13 protein-coding genes are annotated in these 14,738 nt (G+C 72.9%); 6 read left to right on the top strand and 7 right to left on the bottom strand.

Annotated features, from left to right (window positions below):
- Nucleotides 1-17 precede the first annotated feature (17 nt).
- Nucleotides 18-1,058: a lytic polysaccharide monooxygenase gene (locus AB0I42_RS22425; RefSeq protein ID WP_357539690.1), complete on the bottom strand. Its 1,041-nt coding sequence runs from the start codon at nucleotides 1,056-1,058 to the stop codon at nucleotides 18-20.
- A 419-nt stretch (nucleotides 1,059-1,477) separates the two neighbouring features.
- Nucleotides 1,478-2,098 (bottom strand): TetR/AcrR family transcriptional regulator, encoded by a 621-nt coding sequence (locus AB0I42_RS22420; protein WP_357539592.1) that lies wholly within the window; start codon nucleotides 2,096-2,098, stop codon nucleotides 1,478-1,480.
- A gap of 105 nt (nucleotides 2,099-2,203) precedes the next feature.
- Here AB0I42_RS22420 and AB0I42_RS22415 point away from each other — a divergent pair, with 105 nt between their 5' ends.
- Entirely contained in the window at nucleotides 2,204-4,534 is a 2,331-nt protein-coding gene (locus AB0I42_RS22415; RefSeq protein ID WP_357539590.1) for an MMPL family transporter, read from the top strand.
- Nucleotides 4,535-4,641: 107 nt separating this feature from the next.
- Nucleotides 4,642-5,568 (top strand): carbohydrate kinase, encoded by a 927-nt coding sequence (locus tag AB0I42_RS22410; RefSeq protein WP_357539588.1) that lies wholly within the window; start codon nucleotides 4,642-4,644, stop codon nucleotides 5,566-5,568.
- Between the two features lie 748 nt (nucleotides 5,569-6,316).
- On the opposite strand, the gene AB0I42_RS22405 is transcribed toward AB0I42_RS22410, so the two are convergent.
- A complete protein-coding gene (locus AB0I42_RS22405) occupies nucleotides 6,317-7,147 on the bottom strand; it encodes an MBL fold metallo-hydrolase (RefSeq protein WP_357539586.1) in 831 nt (276 codons plus the stop codon).
- A complete protein-coding gene (locus tag AB0I42_RS22400; protein ID WP_357539584.1) occupies nucleotides 7,144-7,554 on the bottom strand; it encodes a hotdog domain-containing protein in 411 nt (136 codons plus the stop codon). The genes AB0I42_RS22405 and AB0I42_RS22400 overlap by 4 nt, the downstream gene beginning before the upstream one ends.
- 274 nt (nucleotides 7,555-7,828) lie before the next feature.
- On the opposite strand from AB0I42_RS22400, the gene AB0I42_RS22395 reads away from it, so the two are divergent.
- Nucleotides 7,829-8,833: a phosphatase PAP2 family protein gene (locus tag AB0I42_RS22395; protein WP_357539688.1), complete on the top strand. Its 1,005-nt coding sequence runs from the start codon at nucleotides 7,829-7,831 to the stop codon at nucleotides 8,831-8,833.
- Between the two features lie 73 nt (nucleotides 8,834-8,906).
- On the opposite strand, the gene AB0I42_RS22390 is transcribed toward AB0I42_RS22395, so the two are convergent.
- From AB0I42_RS22390 to AB0I42_RS22380, 3 genes are all read right to left on the bottom strand, one after another.
- Complete coding sequence (locus AB0I42_RS22390; protein WP_357539581.1) at nucleotides 8,907-10,325, bottom strand: PH domain-containing protein; 1,419 nt, start codon at nucleotides 10,323-10,325, stop codon at nucleotides 8,907-8,909.
- A gap of 116 nt (nucleotides 10,326-10,441) precedes the next feature.
- Nucleotides 10,442-10,975, bottom strand: coding sequence for a PH domain-containing protein (locus tag AB0I42_RS22385; protein WP_357539579.1), 534 nt, complete (start codon nucleotides 10,973-10,975; stop codon nucleotides 10,442-10,444).
- A gap of 40 nt (nucleotides 10,976-11,015) precedes the next feature.
- Nucleotides 11,016-11,246, bottom strand: coding sequence for a hypothetical protein (locus AB0I42_RS22380; protein ID WP_357539577.1), 231 nt, complete (start codon nucleotides 11,244-11,246; stop codon nucleotides 11,016-11,018).
- Between the two features lie 365 nt (nucleotides 11,247-11,611).
- Here AB0I42_RS22380 and AB0I42_RS22375 point away from each other — a divergent pair, with 365 nt between their 5' ends.
- From AB0I42_RS22375 to AB0I42_RS22365, 3 genes are read left to right on the top strand one after another with little or no spacing between them, the layout of a single operon-like run.
- Nucleotides 11,612-12,754 (top strand): MoxR family ATPase, encoded by a 1,143-nt coding sequence (locus tag AB0I42_RS22375; protein ID WP_357539575.1) that lies wholly within the window; start codon nucleotides 11,612-11,614, stop codon nucleotides 12,752-12,754.
- Nucleotides 12,733-13,698 carry a DUF58 domain-containing protein gene (locus tag AB0I42_RS22370; RefSeq protein WP_357539573.1) on the top strand — a complete coding sequence of 322 codons (966 nt, stop codon included), beginning with the start codon at nucleotides 12,733-12,735 and terminating at the stop codon, nucleotides 13,696-13,698. Before AB0I42_RS22375 ends, AB0I42_RS22370 begins: the two co-directional genes overlap by 22 nt.
- Nucleotides 13,695-14,645 (top strand): VWA domain-containing protein, encoded by a 951-nt coding sequence (locus AB0I42_RS22365; protein WP_357539571.1) that lies wholly within the window; start codon nucleotides 13,695-13,697, stop codon nucleotides 14,643-14,645. The genes AB0I42_RS22370 and AB0I42_RS22365 overlap by 4 nt, the downstream gene beginning before the upstream one ends.
- Nucleotides 14,646-14,738: the final 93 nt, after the last annotated feature.

The following is a 14,738-nucleotide window of genomic DNA, read 5'->3' as shown; positions in this document are numbered from 1 at the left end:
GCCTTATCCGGTTACGGTCACACCGTGCAGGTCACCGCCGGTGAGCCGGCGTTACCGCCGGCGGTGAAGCCGAAGGTGGTCGACGCGCCCGGTGCCAGGCTGCCGTTCCAGGCCGCGTTGGTCACCGTCACCTGTGAACCGCTCACCGTGTGTGAGCCGCTCCAGAGCGAGCCGATGCTCTGGCCGGCCGCCAGGTTCCACTTCGCGGTCCAGTTGCCGATGGTGGAACCACCGGTGTTGGTGATCTTCACCTCGCCCTGGTAGCCGCCGTTCCAGGAGCTGACCACCGTGTGCGTCGCCGAGCAGCCGGAGCCGCCCGGCGGCGGGGTGGTCGGGTTCGGCGGGGGAGTGGTCGGGTTCGGCGGCGGGGTGGTGGGGTTCGGGCCGTTGCCGCCGCGGCCGAGGCCGGAGACCTCGCCGTTACCGCCGTCGAAGGTCACGTCCGAGCAGCCGAAGAAGTTCTCCTGGCTGTCCGAGCGCACCCAGCGCGAGTAGATGATGTGCCGGCCGCTCTTGCCCGACGGCAGGTTGCCGCTGAAGTAGTAGTGGCCCTCGTTGGTGCCGACCGCGCCGTTCTGCGGCGGGTTGGTCACCGTGAGGAACGGCTGCTCCTCCAGGTCGCCCCAGGCCAACGGCCGGGTCGGGCTCCAGCTGTTCTTCGTCACGTAGAAGTAGAAGGTGCCCGGGTGGTGCGCCCAGTTGCTGTACCGGAAGTTGAAGTTGGCGCCGGCGGTCAGGTGGGTCAGCGGCCAGTCGGTGCGGGCCGCGTCGTACGCCGAGAACACCGGGTTGCCGCCGCTGCACAGCTGGCCGTCCGGGATGAACCCGGTGGTCCGGCCGTTCGCGTCGGAGCGCAGCACGCTGAACCAGTTGTAGAGCGGGTTGGCGCCGCCCTGGTTCACCGCGGCCGTACAGGCGGGGTTGATCGGCTGGATGTTGCCTTGCGGGCTGAGGCCGTCCTTCCAGCACAGGTAGGTGCGGCTGCCGGGCGCCATGGCGGCGCCGTGCGACCAGGCCGCGGTCTGGTTGACGACCGACACGACGCCGGCGGTCAGCATGGCGGCGGCGGAGAGCACCGCCACCTTGCGTAGAAGTCTCACGACGTTCTCCTTCGAGGCCGGAACCGCGGCGGGGTGGCCGGACGGCCGACGGCACGGTTCCATCGGTTCGCGGGTGTGCTGCGGACCGGCACCGGGTGTCGTGTGCGGTGACGAGCGGCTGCTCCGGGGAGGTCGGAAGCGGGGCGGCTCGGCGGGCACGCGGACGGCGGCCCGGTGTCGGACCTGGGTCTTCGCGTGGCTCCGTGCGTGCCGGTCTGTCGGCGCCCGGTTCACCGGCACCTGTCGGCGCCTGGCTGCCGGGACGCCTGTCGGCGCCTGGCTCAAGGGCGCCTGTCGGCGCGTTAGCCCCCGCGCCGTGTCGGCCTGGCTATCGCACCACGGATCGGCGCCCGACACAATAGCCGTACTTCGATGTTTCAGGTGGTGGCGTCCTCGAGCGGTGCCAGGTAGCCGCGGATGGCCCGCTTGAGTTCGGTCACGAGGGCGGCCCGCTCCTCGGGTTCCGCCGCGACGACGGGCGGCATCATGGCCTTGACGATCTGTACGACCACGGTCGCCGTCCGGGCGGCCTCGACGGCGGACAGGTGCGGGGCGCGGGCGGTGACCACGGCGGTGACCCGCCGGGTGACCGCCTCGTGCAGCGGCCGGGTCGCCGCCGCGAGCTGTGCCGGCATGTCGGTGTTGCCGAACAGGGACTTGGCTCCCGGGTTGGACACGTTGAACTCGATGAGCGGGTCGAGCATCAGGTCGACGAGTTCGTCGAGCGGCAGGGTGGCCACCGGCCGGTCGGCGAAGGCGGCGGCGTGCGCGTCTCGGGTGCCCTCGACCAGGCGGGCCGACAGGGCCTGCGCGATCGCCTCCTTGTTGCGGAAGAACTGGTAGAGCGAGCCGGGGGAGATCCCGGCCCGGGCGGCGATCGCGTTGGTCGTGGCGGCCTCGTAGCCGACCTCGGCGAACAGGCTCAGCGCGGCATCCAGGATCTCGGCGATCCGGCGTTCGCCGCGGGCCTGCCGGCGGACGGGGCGGGGTTCGGCCACCGCTCCTACCTCCTTGACTAATGCGAGCGATTGCTCGTATCTTGCAAAACGCGGGCGATCGCTCGTGTTTCTGACGCTAACAGCAGACGACACAAGGGGACCACCATGTCACCACTCGCCCGGCTCGGCGCGTTCACCGCCCACCGCCGGCGCCGCGTCCTGATCGCCGGACTGCTGCTCACCCTCGCCCTCGCCGGCGTCGGCGCCACCGCGATGGGAGTCCTGGTCCTCAACCGCTGGGAGGCGCCGGGCAGCGAATCCGTACAGGCCCGCCAACTGCTCGAACGCGACTTCGGCACCAGCAACGCCAACCTCGTCCTGCTCGTCACCGCCGAGACCGGCACCGTCGACTCGGCGCCGGTCGCCGCCGCCGGCACCGCCCTCGCCGACGAACTGCGCGCCGAACCCATGGTCGGCGATGTCTGGTCGTACTGGTCCCGGCCCGGCGACCCGACACTGCGCAGCACCGACCAGCGGCACGCGCTCGTCCTGGCGTACGTCGAAGGCGACGCGACCACCACCCGGGCCGAGATCCGCGAGAAGCTGCTGCCGGCGTACACCCGCACGACCGGGCCGGTCAGCGTCCAGGTCGCCGGCTCCGAGGCGGTGTCCAGCCAGGTCAGCGAACAGGCGTCGCGCGACTTCATCCGCGCCGAACTGCTCATCATCCCGCTCATGGCGGTGCTGCTGGTCGTGCTCTACCGCCGGGTACGGCTGGCTCTGCTCACCCTCGGCGTCGGTTTGTTCGCGGTGTTCGGCACCCTCGCCGGCCTGCGCGGGCTCGCCGAGATCACCGAGATCTCCACGTTCGCCGCCAACATCACCCTGGTCATGGGCATCGGACTCGGCGTCGACTACAGCCTCTTCGTCATCGCCCGGTTCCGCGAGGAACTCACCCGCGGCGCCACCGTCACCGACGCCGTCGTGACCACGGTACGCACCGCCGGCCGTACCGTGATCTTCAGCGGGCTCACCGTCGCCGCCGCACTGTCGGTGATGCTCGCCTTCCCGTACTCGTTCCTGCGGTCGTTCGCGTACGCCGGGGTGCTCGTCGTGGTCATGGCGGTGCTCGGCGCCCTCGTCCTGCTGCCGGCGGCACTGGCCGTGCTCGGGCCCCGCGCGCTGCGCCGCGGGCCGGCCGCCACGACGACCGCCGAAGAAAGCGGCTTCTGGTACCGGCTCGGCGCCCGGGTGATGCGTCGGCCCGTCCTGTTCGTCGCCGCCGGCCTGGTGCTGGTCGGCGCACTCGGCGCACCCGCGCTCGGCCTGCGGATCGGGCTGCCCGACGACCGGGTCCTGCCACCCACCGCCTCGACCCGGCAGGCGTACGACGAACTACGGGCCAACTTCGCCCACGAGGCCAACGACGCGATCCACTTCGTCGCCCCGGCCGGCCGGGCCACCCCCGCCGACGCGGTGGCCCGGTACGCTGGCGAACTGTCCCGGGTGCCCGGGATCGGGCAGGTCAACTCGACCGCCGGCGTCTTCGTCGCCGGCGACCGGGTCTCCGCCGAGCCCGCCGCCGACCGGCTGACCAGCGCCGACGGCCAGCGGCTGGAGGCGATCCCGACCCGCGAGGTGCTCGCCGGCACCGACGTCACCGGGCTGATGGAGCGGGTGCGTGCCGTACCGGCGCCGTTCGGCGAGCTGCTGATCGGCGGCTACCCGGCCGAACTGACCGACTTCCGGTCCACCCTGATGGACCGGGTGCCGCTGGTCGGCGTACTCATCCTGGTCGTCACCTTCGTGATCCTCTTCCTGATGTCCGGCAGCCTGCTCATCCCGGTAAAGGCCACCGTCCTCAACCTGCTGAGCCTGGCGGTGATGTTCGGCGCGCTCGTCGTGATCTTCCAGAACGGGGCGCTGGCCGACCTGCTCGGCTTCACCCCGATCGGTACGGTCGACCCGACCTTCCCGATCCTGATCTTCTGCGTCGCGTACGGCCTGTCCATGGACTACGAGGTCTTCATGCTGTCGCGGATCAAGGAGCGGTACGCGGCGACCGGCGACAACCGGCGGGCCGTCCTCGAAGGCATCCAGCGCAGCGCACCGCTCGTCACCGCCGCCGCGGTCATCCTCGCCCTGTCGTTCTCGCTGTACGCCACCGGCGAGGTCATGTACCTCCAGATGGTCGGCATCGGCGTCGCGATCGCCGTCCTCGTCGACGCCACCATCATCCGGGCGATCCTGGTGCCGGCCTTCATGCGGCTCGCCGGCCGGGCCAACTGGTGGGCGCCGGCCCCGCTGCGCCGGTTGCAGCGGCGCCTCGACCCGCACCGTACCGACCCGGCGCCGGTGGGCGGCATGGCGTCGCTCGACGGCGCGGTGCCGGTGGGCGGTGCGGGCTCGGTGGGCGGTGTGGTGCCGGTGGACGGCGCGGTGCCGGCCGGCGGTGCGGGCTCGGTGGGCGGTGCGGTGCCGGCACGGCGCCGGTAGGCGGCCGGGCCGGCGCGTCGGTCATCGGAATCCTTCCGTGGATACTCCGTCCTTTAGGACGGCGGAGGATGTCAAAGTGGACAGCAGGTCGACCGGTGAGGAGACGCATGCGATACGCGGTGGTGCTCGGTGAGGCCCTGGTCGACCTGCTCGAAGCTGAATGCGAAGGGGAACCGGTCTACCGGCGGGTGATCGGAGGCGCGCCGCTCAACGTCGCGGTCGGCGTCTCCCGGCTCGGCGGCACCGTCGAGTTCGCCGGCTCGCTCGGCGACGACGTGCTCGCCGACCGGATCCGCGAGTTCCTCACCGCCGCCGGAGTCGGGCAGCGGGGCACCGTCACCGTCCCGGCGCCGACCACGCTCGCGGTCGCCACCTTCGCCGGTGCCGAACCCGACTTCCGCTTCTACGGCGAACCCGCCTCGTACGGGCTGATCGACGCCGACGCGCTCGACGCCGACCTGGTGACCGACGCGGCCGTGCTCTACTGCGGGTCGATCGTCCTGCTCCAACCGCCGGCGCTGGCCGCCGCCCGGCGCGCCTGGGCGCTGACCGGCGGACTGCGTGTCTTCGACCCGAACATCCGGCCCCGGCTGCTGCCCGACCAGGCCACCTGGGACCACCAGCGGGCCGTCGTCGCCGAATTCGCCGCCACCGCCCACCTGGTCAAGCTCAGCGCCGCCGACGCCGACGCGCTCTACGGCGAGGATCCGGAGCAGGTCGCGTCCCGGCTGCTGGGGCTCGGCGCCGAGGTGGTCGTCGTCACCCGCGGGGCGGCGGGAGCACTGGTCGCGTACGGGACGGGGACCGTGGACGTGGCGGCCCCGGTGGTCGACGCGGTCGACGCGACCGGTGCCGGTGACTCGGTGATGGCGGCGCTGATCGAAGGGCTGCTCCGCGACGGGTTGCCGGCCGGCCTGGCCGGCTGGCGGGAACGTGTCGACTTCGCACTGCGGGTGGCCGGCCTGGTCTGCGAGTCTCCCGGCGGCGCCGCCGCCATGCCCACCCACACCGAGGTAAGAACCCGCTTCCCCTGACCCACCCCGCCCCGCGCCGCCCCTGCCCCGCCCGCGCCGCCCCTGCCCCGCCCGCGCCGCCGCTCCTTGCCCCGCCCTGCACCTGCACCAAGATCCGCGTGATCAGGGATTGAGTCGTGCGTGTCGTCGGTGTGTCGTGGTGAAACTCCCTGATCACCCGGATCTTGGTGCAGGTGCAGGTGCAGGTGCAGGTGCGGCTGCGGCTGCAGGTGCGGGTTCTGGAAGCGGCGGGCAGGGCGGGGGAGTCAATGGGTGGGCATCAACTTGATCGTCTGCTGTTCCGCTGTTGGTGCACGGCGTGTCGACCGGCTGGACAGCAGACGATCACGCTCCTCGGAGCGCCGTACCCCCGCCGTCGGAGGCCCTTCCTGGTGGTGACTTGATCGTCTGCGGTTCAGGCACCCGACACGCCGTACCCGGAGCGCCGCAACCGCAGACGATCAAGACAACTGGGTCGGCCCGCTGACCGAGCCCTCAGCTTGGTGCACCCGAGCGCCCTGCCCCAGGTGCCCGAGCCCTCCCGCGGGGCGCCCCGAGCCGCCGGGCGCCGGTGTCAGAGCCGGCCGGCGCCCACGCCAGCGCGACCCGACGCGCCCACCTGAGCCGCCGGGTGCATCCCGCAACCGCCCCCGACGCCCGCCCCGCCCTCAAGATCCCCGTGATCAGGGAGTTTCCGCCTCGACGCGCCGACGACACGCCCGACGTACTCCCTGATCACGCGGATCTTGGGGAGCGGGAGGAGGGTGGGTCAGGTGCGGTTGGATAGTTCGGCGTAGCCGCGCTCGATGGCGGGCAGGGCGACGGCCGGGCCGTACGCGGAGCGCATCGCCAGCGCGGCGGCGGCCGCCCCGTCGGCATGACCGTCGCGGATCAGCCAGGCCAGCGCGGTCAGCCCGGTGTGCTGCTCGTGTACGAAGTCCACGCCGACCGGGGCACCGTGCCCCGGGACGACCAGGGTGTCCTTGCCGGTCAACCGCAGCAGCGCGGTCAGCGTCTCCGGCCACTCCAGTGGGTAGGACTCCTCGAACGCCGGCGGCCCGCTCTGCTCGACCAGGTCGCCGGCGACCACGACGTCGGCGTCGGGCACGTGCGCGACTAGGTCGCCGGCCGTGTGCCCGCGCCCCAGATGGTGCAGGTCGACCCGCCGGCCGCCGACGTCGACGGTGGACAGCAGGTGCACCGGGTGGGTCGGGGCCAGGATGGCGGTGCCGGCCAGTTCGGCGGCGAGCGCCCGCTCGGTCGGCAGCATCTCCTCGTACGCCCGGCGGCGCACCCCGGGGGCGTCGTCGGCGAGCAGCCGCGCGGTCTCCTCGTGGGCGTAGATGGCGACCGGCAGGTCACCGGCGAGCGTGGCGTTGCCGAAGCAGTGGTCGAAGTGGTGGTGGGTGTTGACGATCGTCCACGGGGCGGTGGTGAGCTGCCGGGCGGCGACGGCGAGTTCGGCCGCCTGCGCCGCCGTCGACAGCGTGTCGACCAGCAGCGCCGCCCCGTCGCCGACCACCAGCGTCACGTTGACGTCGAGCAGCGGGTGGCGCAGGACGTAGACCCGGTCGGCGACCTCGGCGAAGGCGATCGTCACGACTCGTCGGGGCCGAAGGCCCGGGCGACGAACCGCTGCCGGTCGACGAGGATCCGTTCGACCCGCCCCTCGGCCACCGTGGTGTCCCCGTCGGTGACGACGATCTCGAACAGCAGCCGCCGCCCGTCGACCTTGGCCAACTGGGCGTGTGCGGTGACCCGGCGCCCGACCGGGGTCGGTGCCCGGTGGTCGAGTTCGACGCGGGTGCCCACCGTGGTCATTCCGGTCGGCATCCGTCGGGCCGTCGCGGCGACGGTGGCCGCCTCGGCCAGTGCGAGCACCCGCGGGGTGCCGAGCACGGGTACGTCACCCGAGCCGACCGCCTGCGCGGTGTCGGCGTCGGTGACGGTCAGTTCGACGTGTGCGGTGAGCCCGGGCGCGAAGCCTGGATCCGGCTGCTGCTCCATGCACCTCAGCGTAGGCGCTCCGATACGGTCGGGCCATCGTTGCCGGCACCCGACCGCGCCGATCCGCCGGTGCGGCCGCGGCGGGGCCGGCCGGCCGGATCGGGCCGGTGCCGGAAGGTCGGCCGGTGACTGCCTTCGGGGTGGGATTGGTCCGCCGTTAACCTTGACCGCGATGGCCACCCTGTCCGATTCCCAGACCAGTCCGTCCCCGGAGCCGCCGGTCGCGCCGGATCCGTCCGTCCGCGACCCGTCGAGGCGGCGCCGGCTGATCGCGATGACCGTGTGGTCGGTCGCGTTCGTCGCCGGATGGCTGCTGATCGGTCTGCCGACGGATCCGCTGTACGCCTTCGTGTGGCTGTGGACCGCCACGATCGCGTGGAACAGCGAGCGGCCGTTCCGGTCGCACCTGGGGTTCGTCCGCGACTGGCTGCCGATCGTGATCCTGCTGGCGCTGTACAACCTCTCCCGCGGCTTCGCCGACAACGGTGCGATCCCGTACTCCTTCGACCTGATCGTGGCCGACCGCCTGTTGATCGGCTGGGCCACCGGCGGCGAGGTGCCGACGATCTGGTTGCAGGAGCGGCTCTACGACCCGGACCGGATCCACTGGTGGGACGTCGCGGTGAGCTGGGTCTACTTCTCCCACTTCGTGGCCGCGTTGGCCGCCGCGGTGGTGCTGTGGATGACCAACCGGGCCCGCTGGGGCCAGTTCATGCGGCGCTGGGGCTTCCTGTGCGCGACCGGCCTGGTGACCTATTTCCTCTACCCGGCGGCCCCGCCGTGGTGGGCGGCCCAGTACGGGCTGCTGGAGGACGTCGCCCGGATCTCCACCCGGGGCTGGCGGGCGTTCGGCATGCACGGCGCCGGCAACCTGCTCAACGCGGGCCAGATCGCCTCGAACCCGGTGGCCGCGATGCCGTCGCTGCACACCGCCTTCGCGTTGTTCGTCGTGGTGTTCTTCCTGGCCAACGTGCGCAAGCGGTGGTGGCCGCTGCTGCTGTCGTACCCGTTGGCGATGACGTTCACCCTGGTCTACGCGGGCGAGCACTACATCATCGACGTGCTGGTCGGCTGGCTGTACGTCGGGATGACGTTCGTCGTCGTCGGTCTCGGCGAACGCTGGTGGCGGGCCCGCAAGGCGCGCCGGGCCGTACCCGAGGAGCCGGCTCCGGCCGTCGACGCCGGCCCGCCGGCCGTCCGACCGGCCGCCGATCGGCCCGCGGAGTCGTCCGAGCCACCGGCGCCGCCGGACCCGTCGGTGACGCCCGCCGGTCGATGAACTGCTGAACGCCCCGCACCGGCCGGTGCGGGGCGTTTCGCGTTTCCGTCGACCGGGTCGCGGTCCGGCGGGTTCAGGCGCTGGGGAACGGTGCGGCGCCGGTGGCGCGGGCGTGGCGGGCGCGGGCGGTCAGGTCGGCGGCCATCGCCCACGCCTCCCGCAGGTCGCGGGAACCGGCCGCCGCGCTGGGGCCGCCGGCGGTGTCGGCGTAGACCGTCGCCAGCCCGAGCCGCCGCTGGATGGGGCCCTGGACCACCCGTACGCTCTGGATCCGGGCGTACGGCACGACCATCACCTGGCGGGTGATCGGCCCGGAGCGGACCGCGAACACCTCGTCGGTCAGCGCGGCGCCCATCACCGGCTGGGCGAACGGGTGCAGCCAGCGGACCCGGGCCGGCGGCGTGGTCAGCGGCAGGGTGGCCAGGTCGACGCGGGGCAGCACCTCGTTCATGATCGACTGGGCGGTGGGCGGCACCCCGACCGGCAGCAGCCGGTCGGTCCCGCCGCTGTCGCCCTCGCCGACGGTGACACCGGCGACGTGCAGCCGCAGGAGGAGCCAGCCCTTCGCCCGCCACAGCAGCGGCCAGGTGGCGACGATGGCCTGGACCCGGACCAGCGGCACGGTCTGGGCGCGGGTCTCCAGCAGGCCGTGGCGGACCCGCAGCCGCTCGTCCTCGCGGACGAGCCGGAAGTTCCAGTCGTCGACGACCCGGCGGACCGGCTGGAGCAGGACGCCGGCCAGCGCGGTCAGCCCGCTGGCGACGGCGATGAACGAGAACGAGGCCGCCGACAGGAACTGGTAGAGCACGAAGGCGACACCGAACGGCACCAGGAACGCCTGCGGCGTCAGCAGTTGACTGATCAGCAGGTCACGGTTGGAGACCGCGTGCAGGTCGCGGCCGGGCACCTCGACCGGCTTGGTAAGCACCACCCCGGCCGGCCCCGGCGCCGGCATGCCGGGGCCGGGTGCCCCCTGCGGTACGCCGGCCGGTGCCACGGCGGGTGCGCCGGCCCGGCCGGCGAGGGCGAGTAGGCGCTCACGCAGCACGGCGGCGTCGGCGATCCGCAGGAAGGCCAGCGGCGCCTCGGTCTTGCCGCCGCCGACCACTTCGAGTCGCAGTTCGGCCAGTCCGGATAGCCGGGCGAGCAGCGGCCGGACGACCTCGACGGCCTGGAGCCGTTCGAGCGGGATGGCCCGGGTACGCCGCCACAGCAGCCCCTCGTGGATGCGCAGCTCCCGCCCGACCACGTGGTAGCCGGTGTTGTACCAGCTCACGACGTAGAGGACGAGGGAGCCGAGCAGGAGCAGGACGACCATCAGCGCGAACCAGCCCAGGCCGACCCGGGACAGCGTCGACCACGACATCGCCGCGATGATCGCGAGCAGCGACTTGGCGCCGTGGAGGAACGGGCTCAGCGGGTGCAGCCGCTGCCTCGGCTCGACGCCGCCGGGTCCCGGCGCCGGGCCGACCCCGGGCGCCGCGCCGGGCACGGGCGGCACCCCCGGCGCCGGGCCGGCCGCGGGCGTCGCGCCCGGCGCCGAACCGGTTCCGGGCGCGGGCTGCGGGCCCGGACCGGGAGGAACCGGTCCCGGCGGGGGCTCGGGGTTCACAGGCCCTCCGCCCGGTCCTCGCCCAGGGCGGTGAGCCGGTCACGCAGCCGCGACGCCTCGGCCGGCCGCAGCCCCGGCACCTTGGCGTCACTGGCCGCCGCCGCGGTGTGCAGTTGCACGTTGGCGAGGTTGAAGGCGCGTTCCAGGGGGCCGGCCGACACGTCGACGAACTGCATCCGCGCGTACGGCACGATGGACAGCCGGCGGACCAGCAGGCCGTGCCGGACGAGCAGGTCGTGGTCGCGTTCGGCGTAACCCCAGGCGCGTACGGCCCGGACGGTCGTGACGACCCGCACCAGGCCGAAGAGGGTGACCAGGCCGAACGCGAGCCCGAGCGTCCAGTGCCCGGACAGTGCCCAGGCGATCCCGACCCCGCCGAGCAGGAAGACCATCAGGATGGCGAGCCGCACCAGTTCGACCCAGATCAGATCGCGTGAGACGGGCTGCCAGTCGACCGTGTCCGGCCACGGCTCCAGCGGGTCGAGCGGGCGCGCCGCCGGTGCGGCGGGAACGGGTGCGCCGTCGGTCACTTCGTCGTCCCCGTCGGCTCGGTCATCACGGAGTGCGCGGTCATCCTTCGAGCGTAGGCGATGGCGTGAACGGCGTGACGTCCCGCAGGAACCCGCGCGCCCCGAGGAAGTCACCGAGCGTCTCGCGGTGCGTGTCGCAGGCGAGCCAGGTCTTGCGCCGCTCCGGGGTGTGCAGTCTGGGGTTGTTCCACCACAGCGTCCACCGCGCCGCGGCCCGGCAACCTTTCGCGGAGCACACCGGTGTCTCGACCTGGGCAAGAGGATCGGCCATCGTCGCGAGTCTACGGGCGACGGGATGCCGGCATGGGCACGGGGCGCCCACCGAGACACGCCGGGACGGCGCCGGAGAATTTCAGCGCCGGGAGTTGCGGCACCGGAGAGTTTTTAGCGCCGGGCGGCCACGGGGGAAGCCGCCCGGCGACGGCTGCATCGTACACACCACCGACCCCTGTGTGTCTACCCTGGCGGGACGCCGGTTCACCCGGTTCTCGAACCTGATTTCGGGTTCTCGCCGTCCGGGCGGTCGCGGCGGCGTGTAAGTCTTAAGGCCGCAGCCGCTCCACAGACTGCCCCAGTAACGTCAGACCGACGCACGGACTTCCAGCCCGATATACGCGAACCCGCCTCGGAGGACCGGTGGCCCAGCCGACCACGCCCGACAGCCCGACCGACGCCGCCAACGGCGGCCCGCCCACCCGCAGCGCCCCGCCGGCCGGTTCGCTGACCAAGGGCACCAGCACCCCGGCGGAGGACGCCACCCTGCTCGAGCGCGCCCTCTTCGAGGTCAAGCGGGTCATCGTCGGCCAGGACCGGATGGTCGAGCGGATGTTCGTGGCGCTGCTCGCCCGTGGCCACTGCCTGCTGGAGGGCGTACCCGGGGTGGCCAAGACGCTCGCGGTCGAGACGCTGGCCAAGGTCGTCGGCGGCAGCTTCGCCCGGGTGCAGTTCACCCCCGACCTGGTGCCGGCCGACATCGTCGGCACCCGGATCTACCGGCAGGGCAGCGAGAAGTTCGACGTGGAGCTGGGGCCGGTCTTCGTCAACTTCCTGCTCGCCGACGAGATCAACCGGGCGCCGGCGAAGGTGCAGTCGGCGCTGCTGGAGGTGATGGCCGAGAAGCAGGTGTCGATCGGCGGAATCACGCACCGGGTGCCCGACCCGTTCCTGGTCATGGCGACCCAGAACCCGATCGAGCAGGAGGGCGTCTACCCGCTGCCGGAGGCGCAGCGCGACCGCTTCCTCATGAAGATCCTGGTCGGCTACCCGACCGACGCGGAGGAACGCGAGATCGTCTACCGGATGGGGATCAGCGCCCCCGAACCCGACCCGGTGTTCACCTCCACCGACCTGATCGGGCTCCAGCGCAAGGCCGACCAGGTGTTCGTGCACAACGCGCTGGTCGACTACACCGTACGGCTGGTGCTGGCCACCCGGTCGCCGGCCGAGCACGGCCTGGCCGACATCGCCCCGCTGATCCAGTACGGCGCCAGCCCGCGCGCCTCGCTCGGCATCGTGCGCGCCACCCGGGCGCTGGCGCTGATGCGCGGCCGCGACTACGCGCTGCCGCAGGACGTGCAGGACATCGCGCCGGACATCCTGCGGCACCGGCTGGTGCTCAGCTACGACGCGCTGGCCGACGACATTCCGGCCGACCACGTCGTCAACCGGATCATGGCCACCATCCCGCTGCCGTCGGTCGCGCCCCGGCAGAACTCGGCGCCGCAGACCGTGCCGGCCGGGCCGGGCCAGCCGGCCGGATGGCCCGGGCGGCTGCCGTGACCCCAGCCGGCAGCCCGCCCGTCCCCGACCTGACCGGGGGCGGCGGCTCCGGCCGGGCCGAGGCTGTACTGTCCAAGCTGCAACTGCTGGTCACCCGCAAGCTCGACGGCCTGCTCCAGGGCGACTACATCGGGCTGCTGCCCGGGCCGGGCACCGAGGCGGGGGAGTCCCGCGAATACCGGCCCGGTGACGACGTACGGCGGATGGACTGGCCGGTCACCGCCCGCACCACCGTCCCGCACGTGCGGCGCACGGTCGCCGACCGCGAACTGGAGACGTGGCTGGCCGTGGACCTGTCGGCGAGTCTCGACTTCGGCACCGCCAGGTGGCTCAAGCGCGACCTGGTCGTGGCCGCCGCCGCGGCGGTGTCACACCTGACGGTCCGGGGCGGCAACCGGATCGGCGCGGTCGTCGGCACCGGCGAGGGCACACCGGTGCGGCTGCCGGCCCGGCCCGGCCGCAAGGAGGCGCAGGGCCTGCTGCGCGCCATCGTCAATACGCGGGTACGCCCCGGTCGCAGCGACCTGGGCGCGTTGGTCGACCTGCTCAACCGGCCGCCCCGGCGGCGGGGCGTGGCGGTGGTGATCTCCGACTTCCTCACCCCGCCGGAGCAGTGGGGCCGGCCGATACGCAAGCTGGCGCTGCGGCACGACGTACTCGCGATCGAGGTCGTCGACCCGCGCGAGCTGGAGCTGCCCGACGTCGGGGTGATCGCGCTCGTCGACCCCGAGACCGGCGAACTGCACGAGGTGCAGACCGCCGACCCGAAGCTACGCCGCCGCTACGCCGAGGCAGCCTCGGCGCAGCGCACCGCCATCGCCCACCAACTGCGCGCCTCGGGCGCGGCCCACCTGCGGCTGCGGACCGACTCCGACTGGCTGCTCGACATGGTCAAGTTCGTCGCCGCGCAGCGACACGCCCGCACCAGAGGGACCACACGATGATCCGTTTCCTGCAACCGTGGTGGCTGCTCGCCGTGCTGCCGGTGCTCGCCGTCGCGGGCGCGTACGTGTGGCGCCAGTTCCGGCGCCGGTCGTACGCCGTCCGGTTCACCAACGTCGACCTGCTGCGCACGCTGGCGCCCAAGGGGCTCGGCTGGCGGCGGCACGTGGCGGCCGCCGCGTTCCTGCTCAGCCTCCTGACGCTGGCGACCGCGATGGCCCGGCCGTCGGTCGACACCGAGGAACCGCTGGAGCGGGCCACCGTCATGCTCGCGATCGACGTGTCGCTGTCGATGGAGGCCGGCGACGTCGAACCGAGCCGGATCGAGGCGGCGCAGGAGGCGGCCAAGGAGTTCGTCGCCGAGCTGCCGGAGACCTACAACCTGGGGCTGGTGGCGTTCGCCAAGTCCGCGAACGTGCTCGTCCCGCCGACCAAGGACCGGCCGGCGGTGATCCAGGCGATCGACGGGCTGACGCTGGCCGAGGCGACCGCGACCGGCGAGGCGGTCTTCACCTGCCTGGAGGCGATCCGGTCGGTGCCGGCGGACGGGGCGCAGGGCATCCCGCCGGCCCGGATCGTGCTGCTCTCCGACGGCTACCGCACCTCGGGCCGGTCGATGGAGGAGGCCGCGGCGATGGCGCAGTCGGCGAACGTGCCGGTGTCGACGATCGCGTTCGGCACCGACTCGGGCGAGGTCGAGATCGGCGGCCACCGCCAGCGGGTGCCGGTCGACCGGTTGGCGCTGGCCGAACTGGCCGAGACGACGCAGGGCTTCTTCTACGAGGCGGCGTCGGTCACCGAGCTGAAGCAGGTGTACGAGGACATGGGCAGCTCGATCGGGCACCGTACCGAGCCGCGCGAGGTGACCCAGTGGTACGCCGGGGTGGCGCTGCTGCTCGCACTGTCGGCGGCCGCCATGAGTCTGCTGTGGACGTCGCGGCTGCCGTGACGCGGATGTGGGCCGGTCGCGGGATGCGTCTCGCGACCGGCCCGGTGTGTCCGGCCCTTACGTTCGGGCCGGATGTGTCCCGACCTGGTGTGT

The organism is Polymorphospora sp. NPDC050346 (assembly GCF_040655695.1).
Lineage (GTDB): Bacteria > Actinomycetota > Actinomycetes > Mycobacteriales > Micromonosporaceae > Polymorphospora > Polymorphospora lycopeni.
Note: the sequence above shows the minus strand (reverse complement) of the source record. Positions and strands in the feature narration are given on the sequence as shown.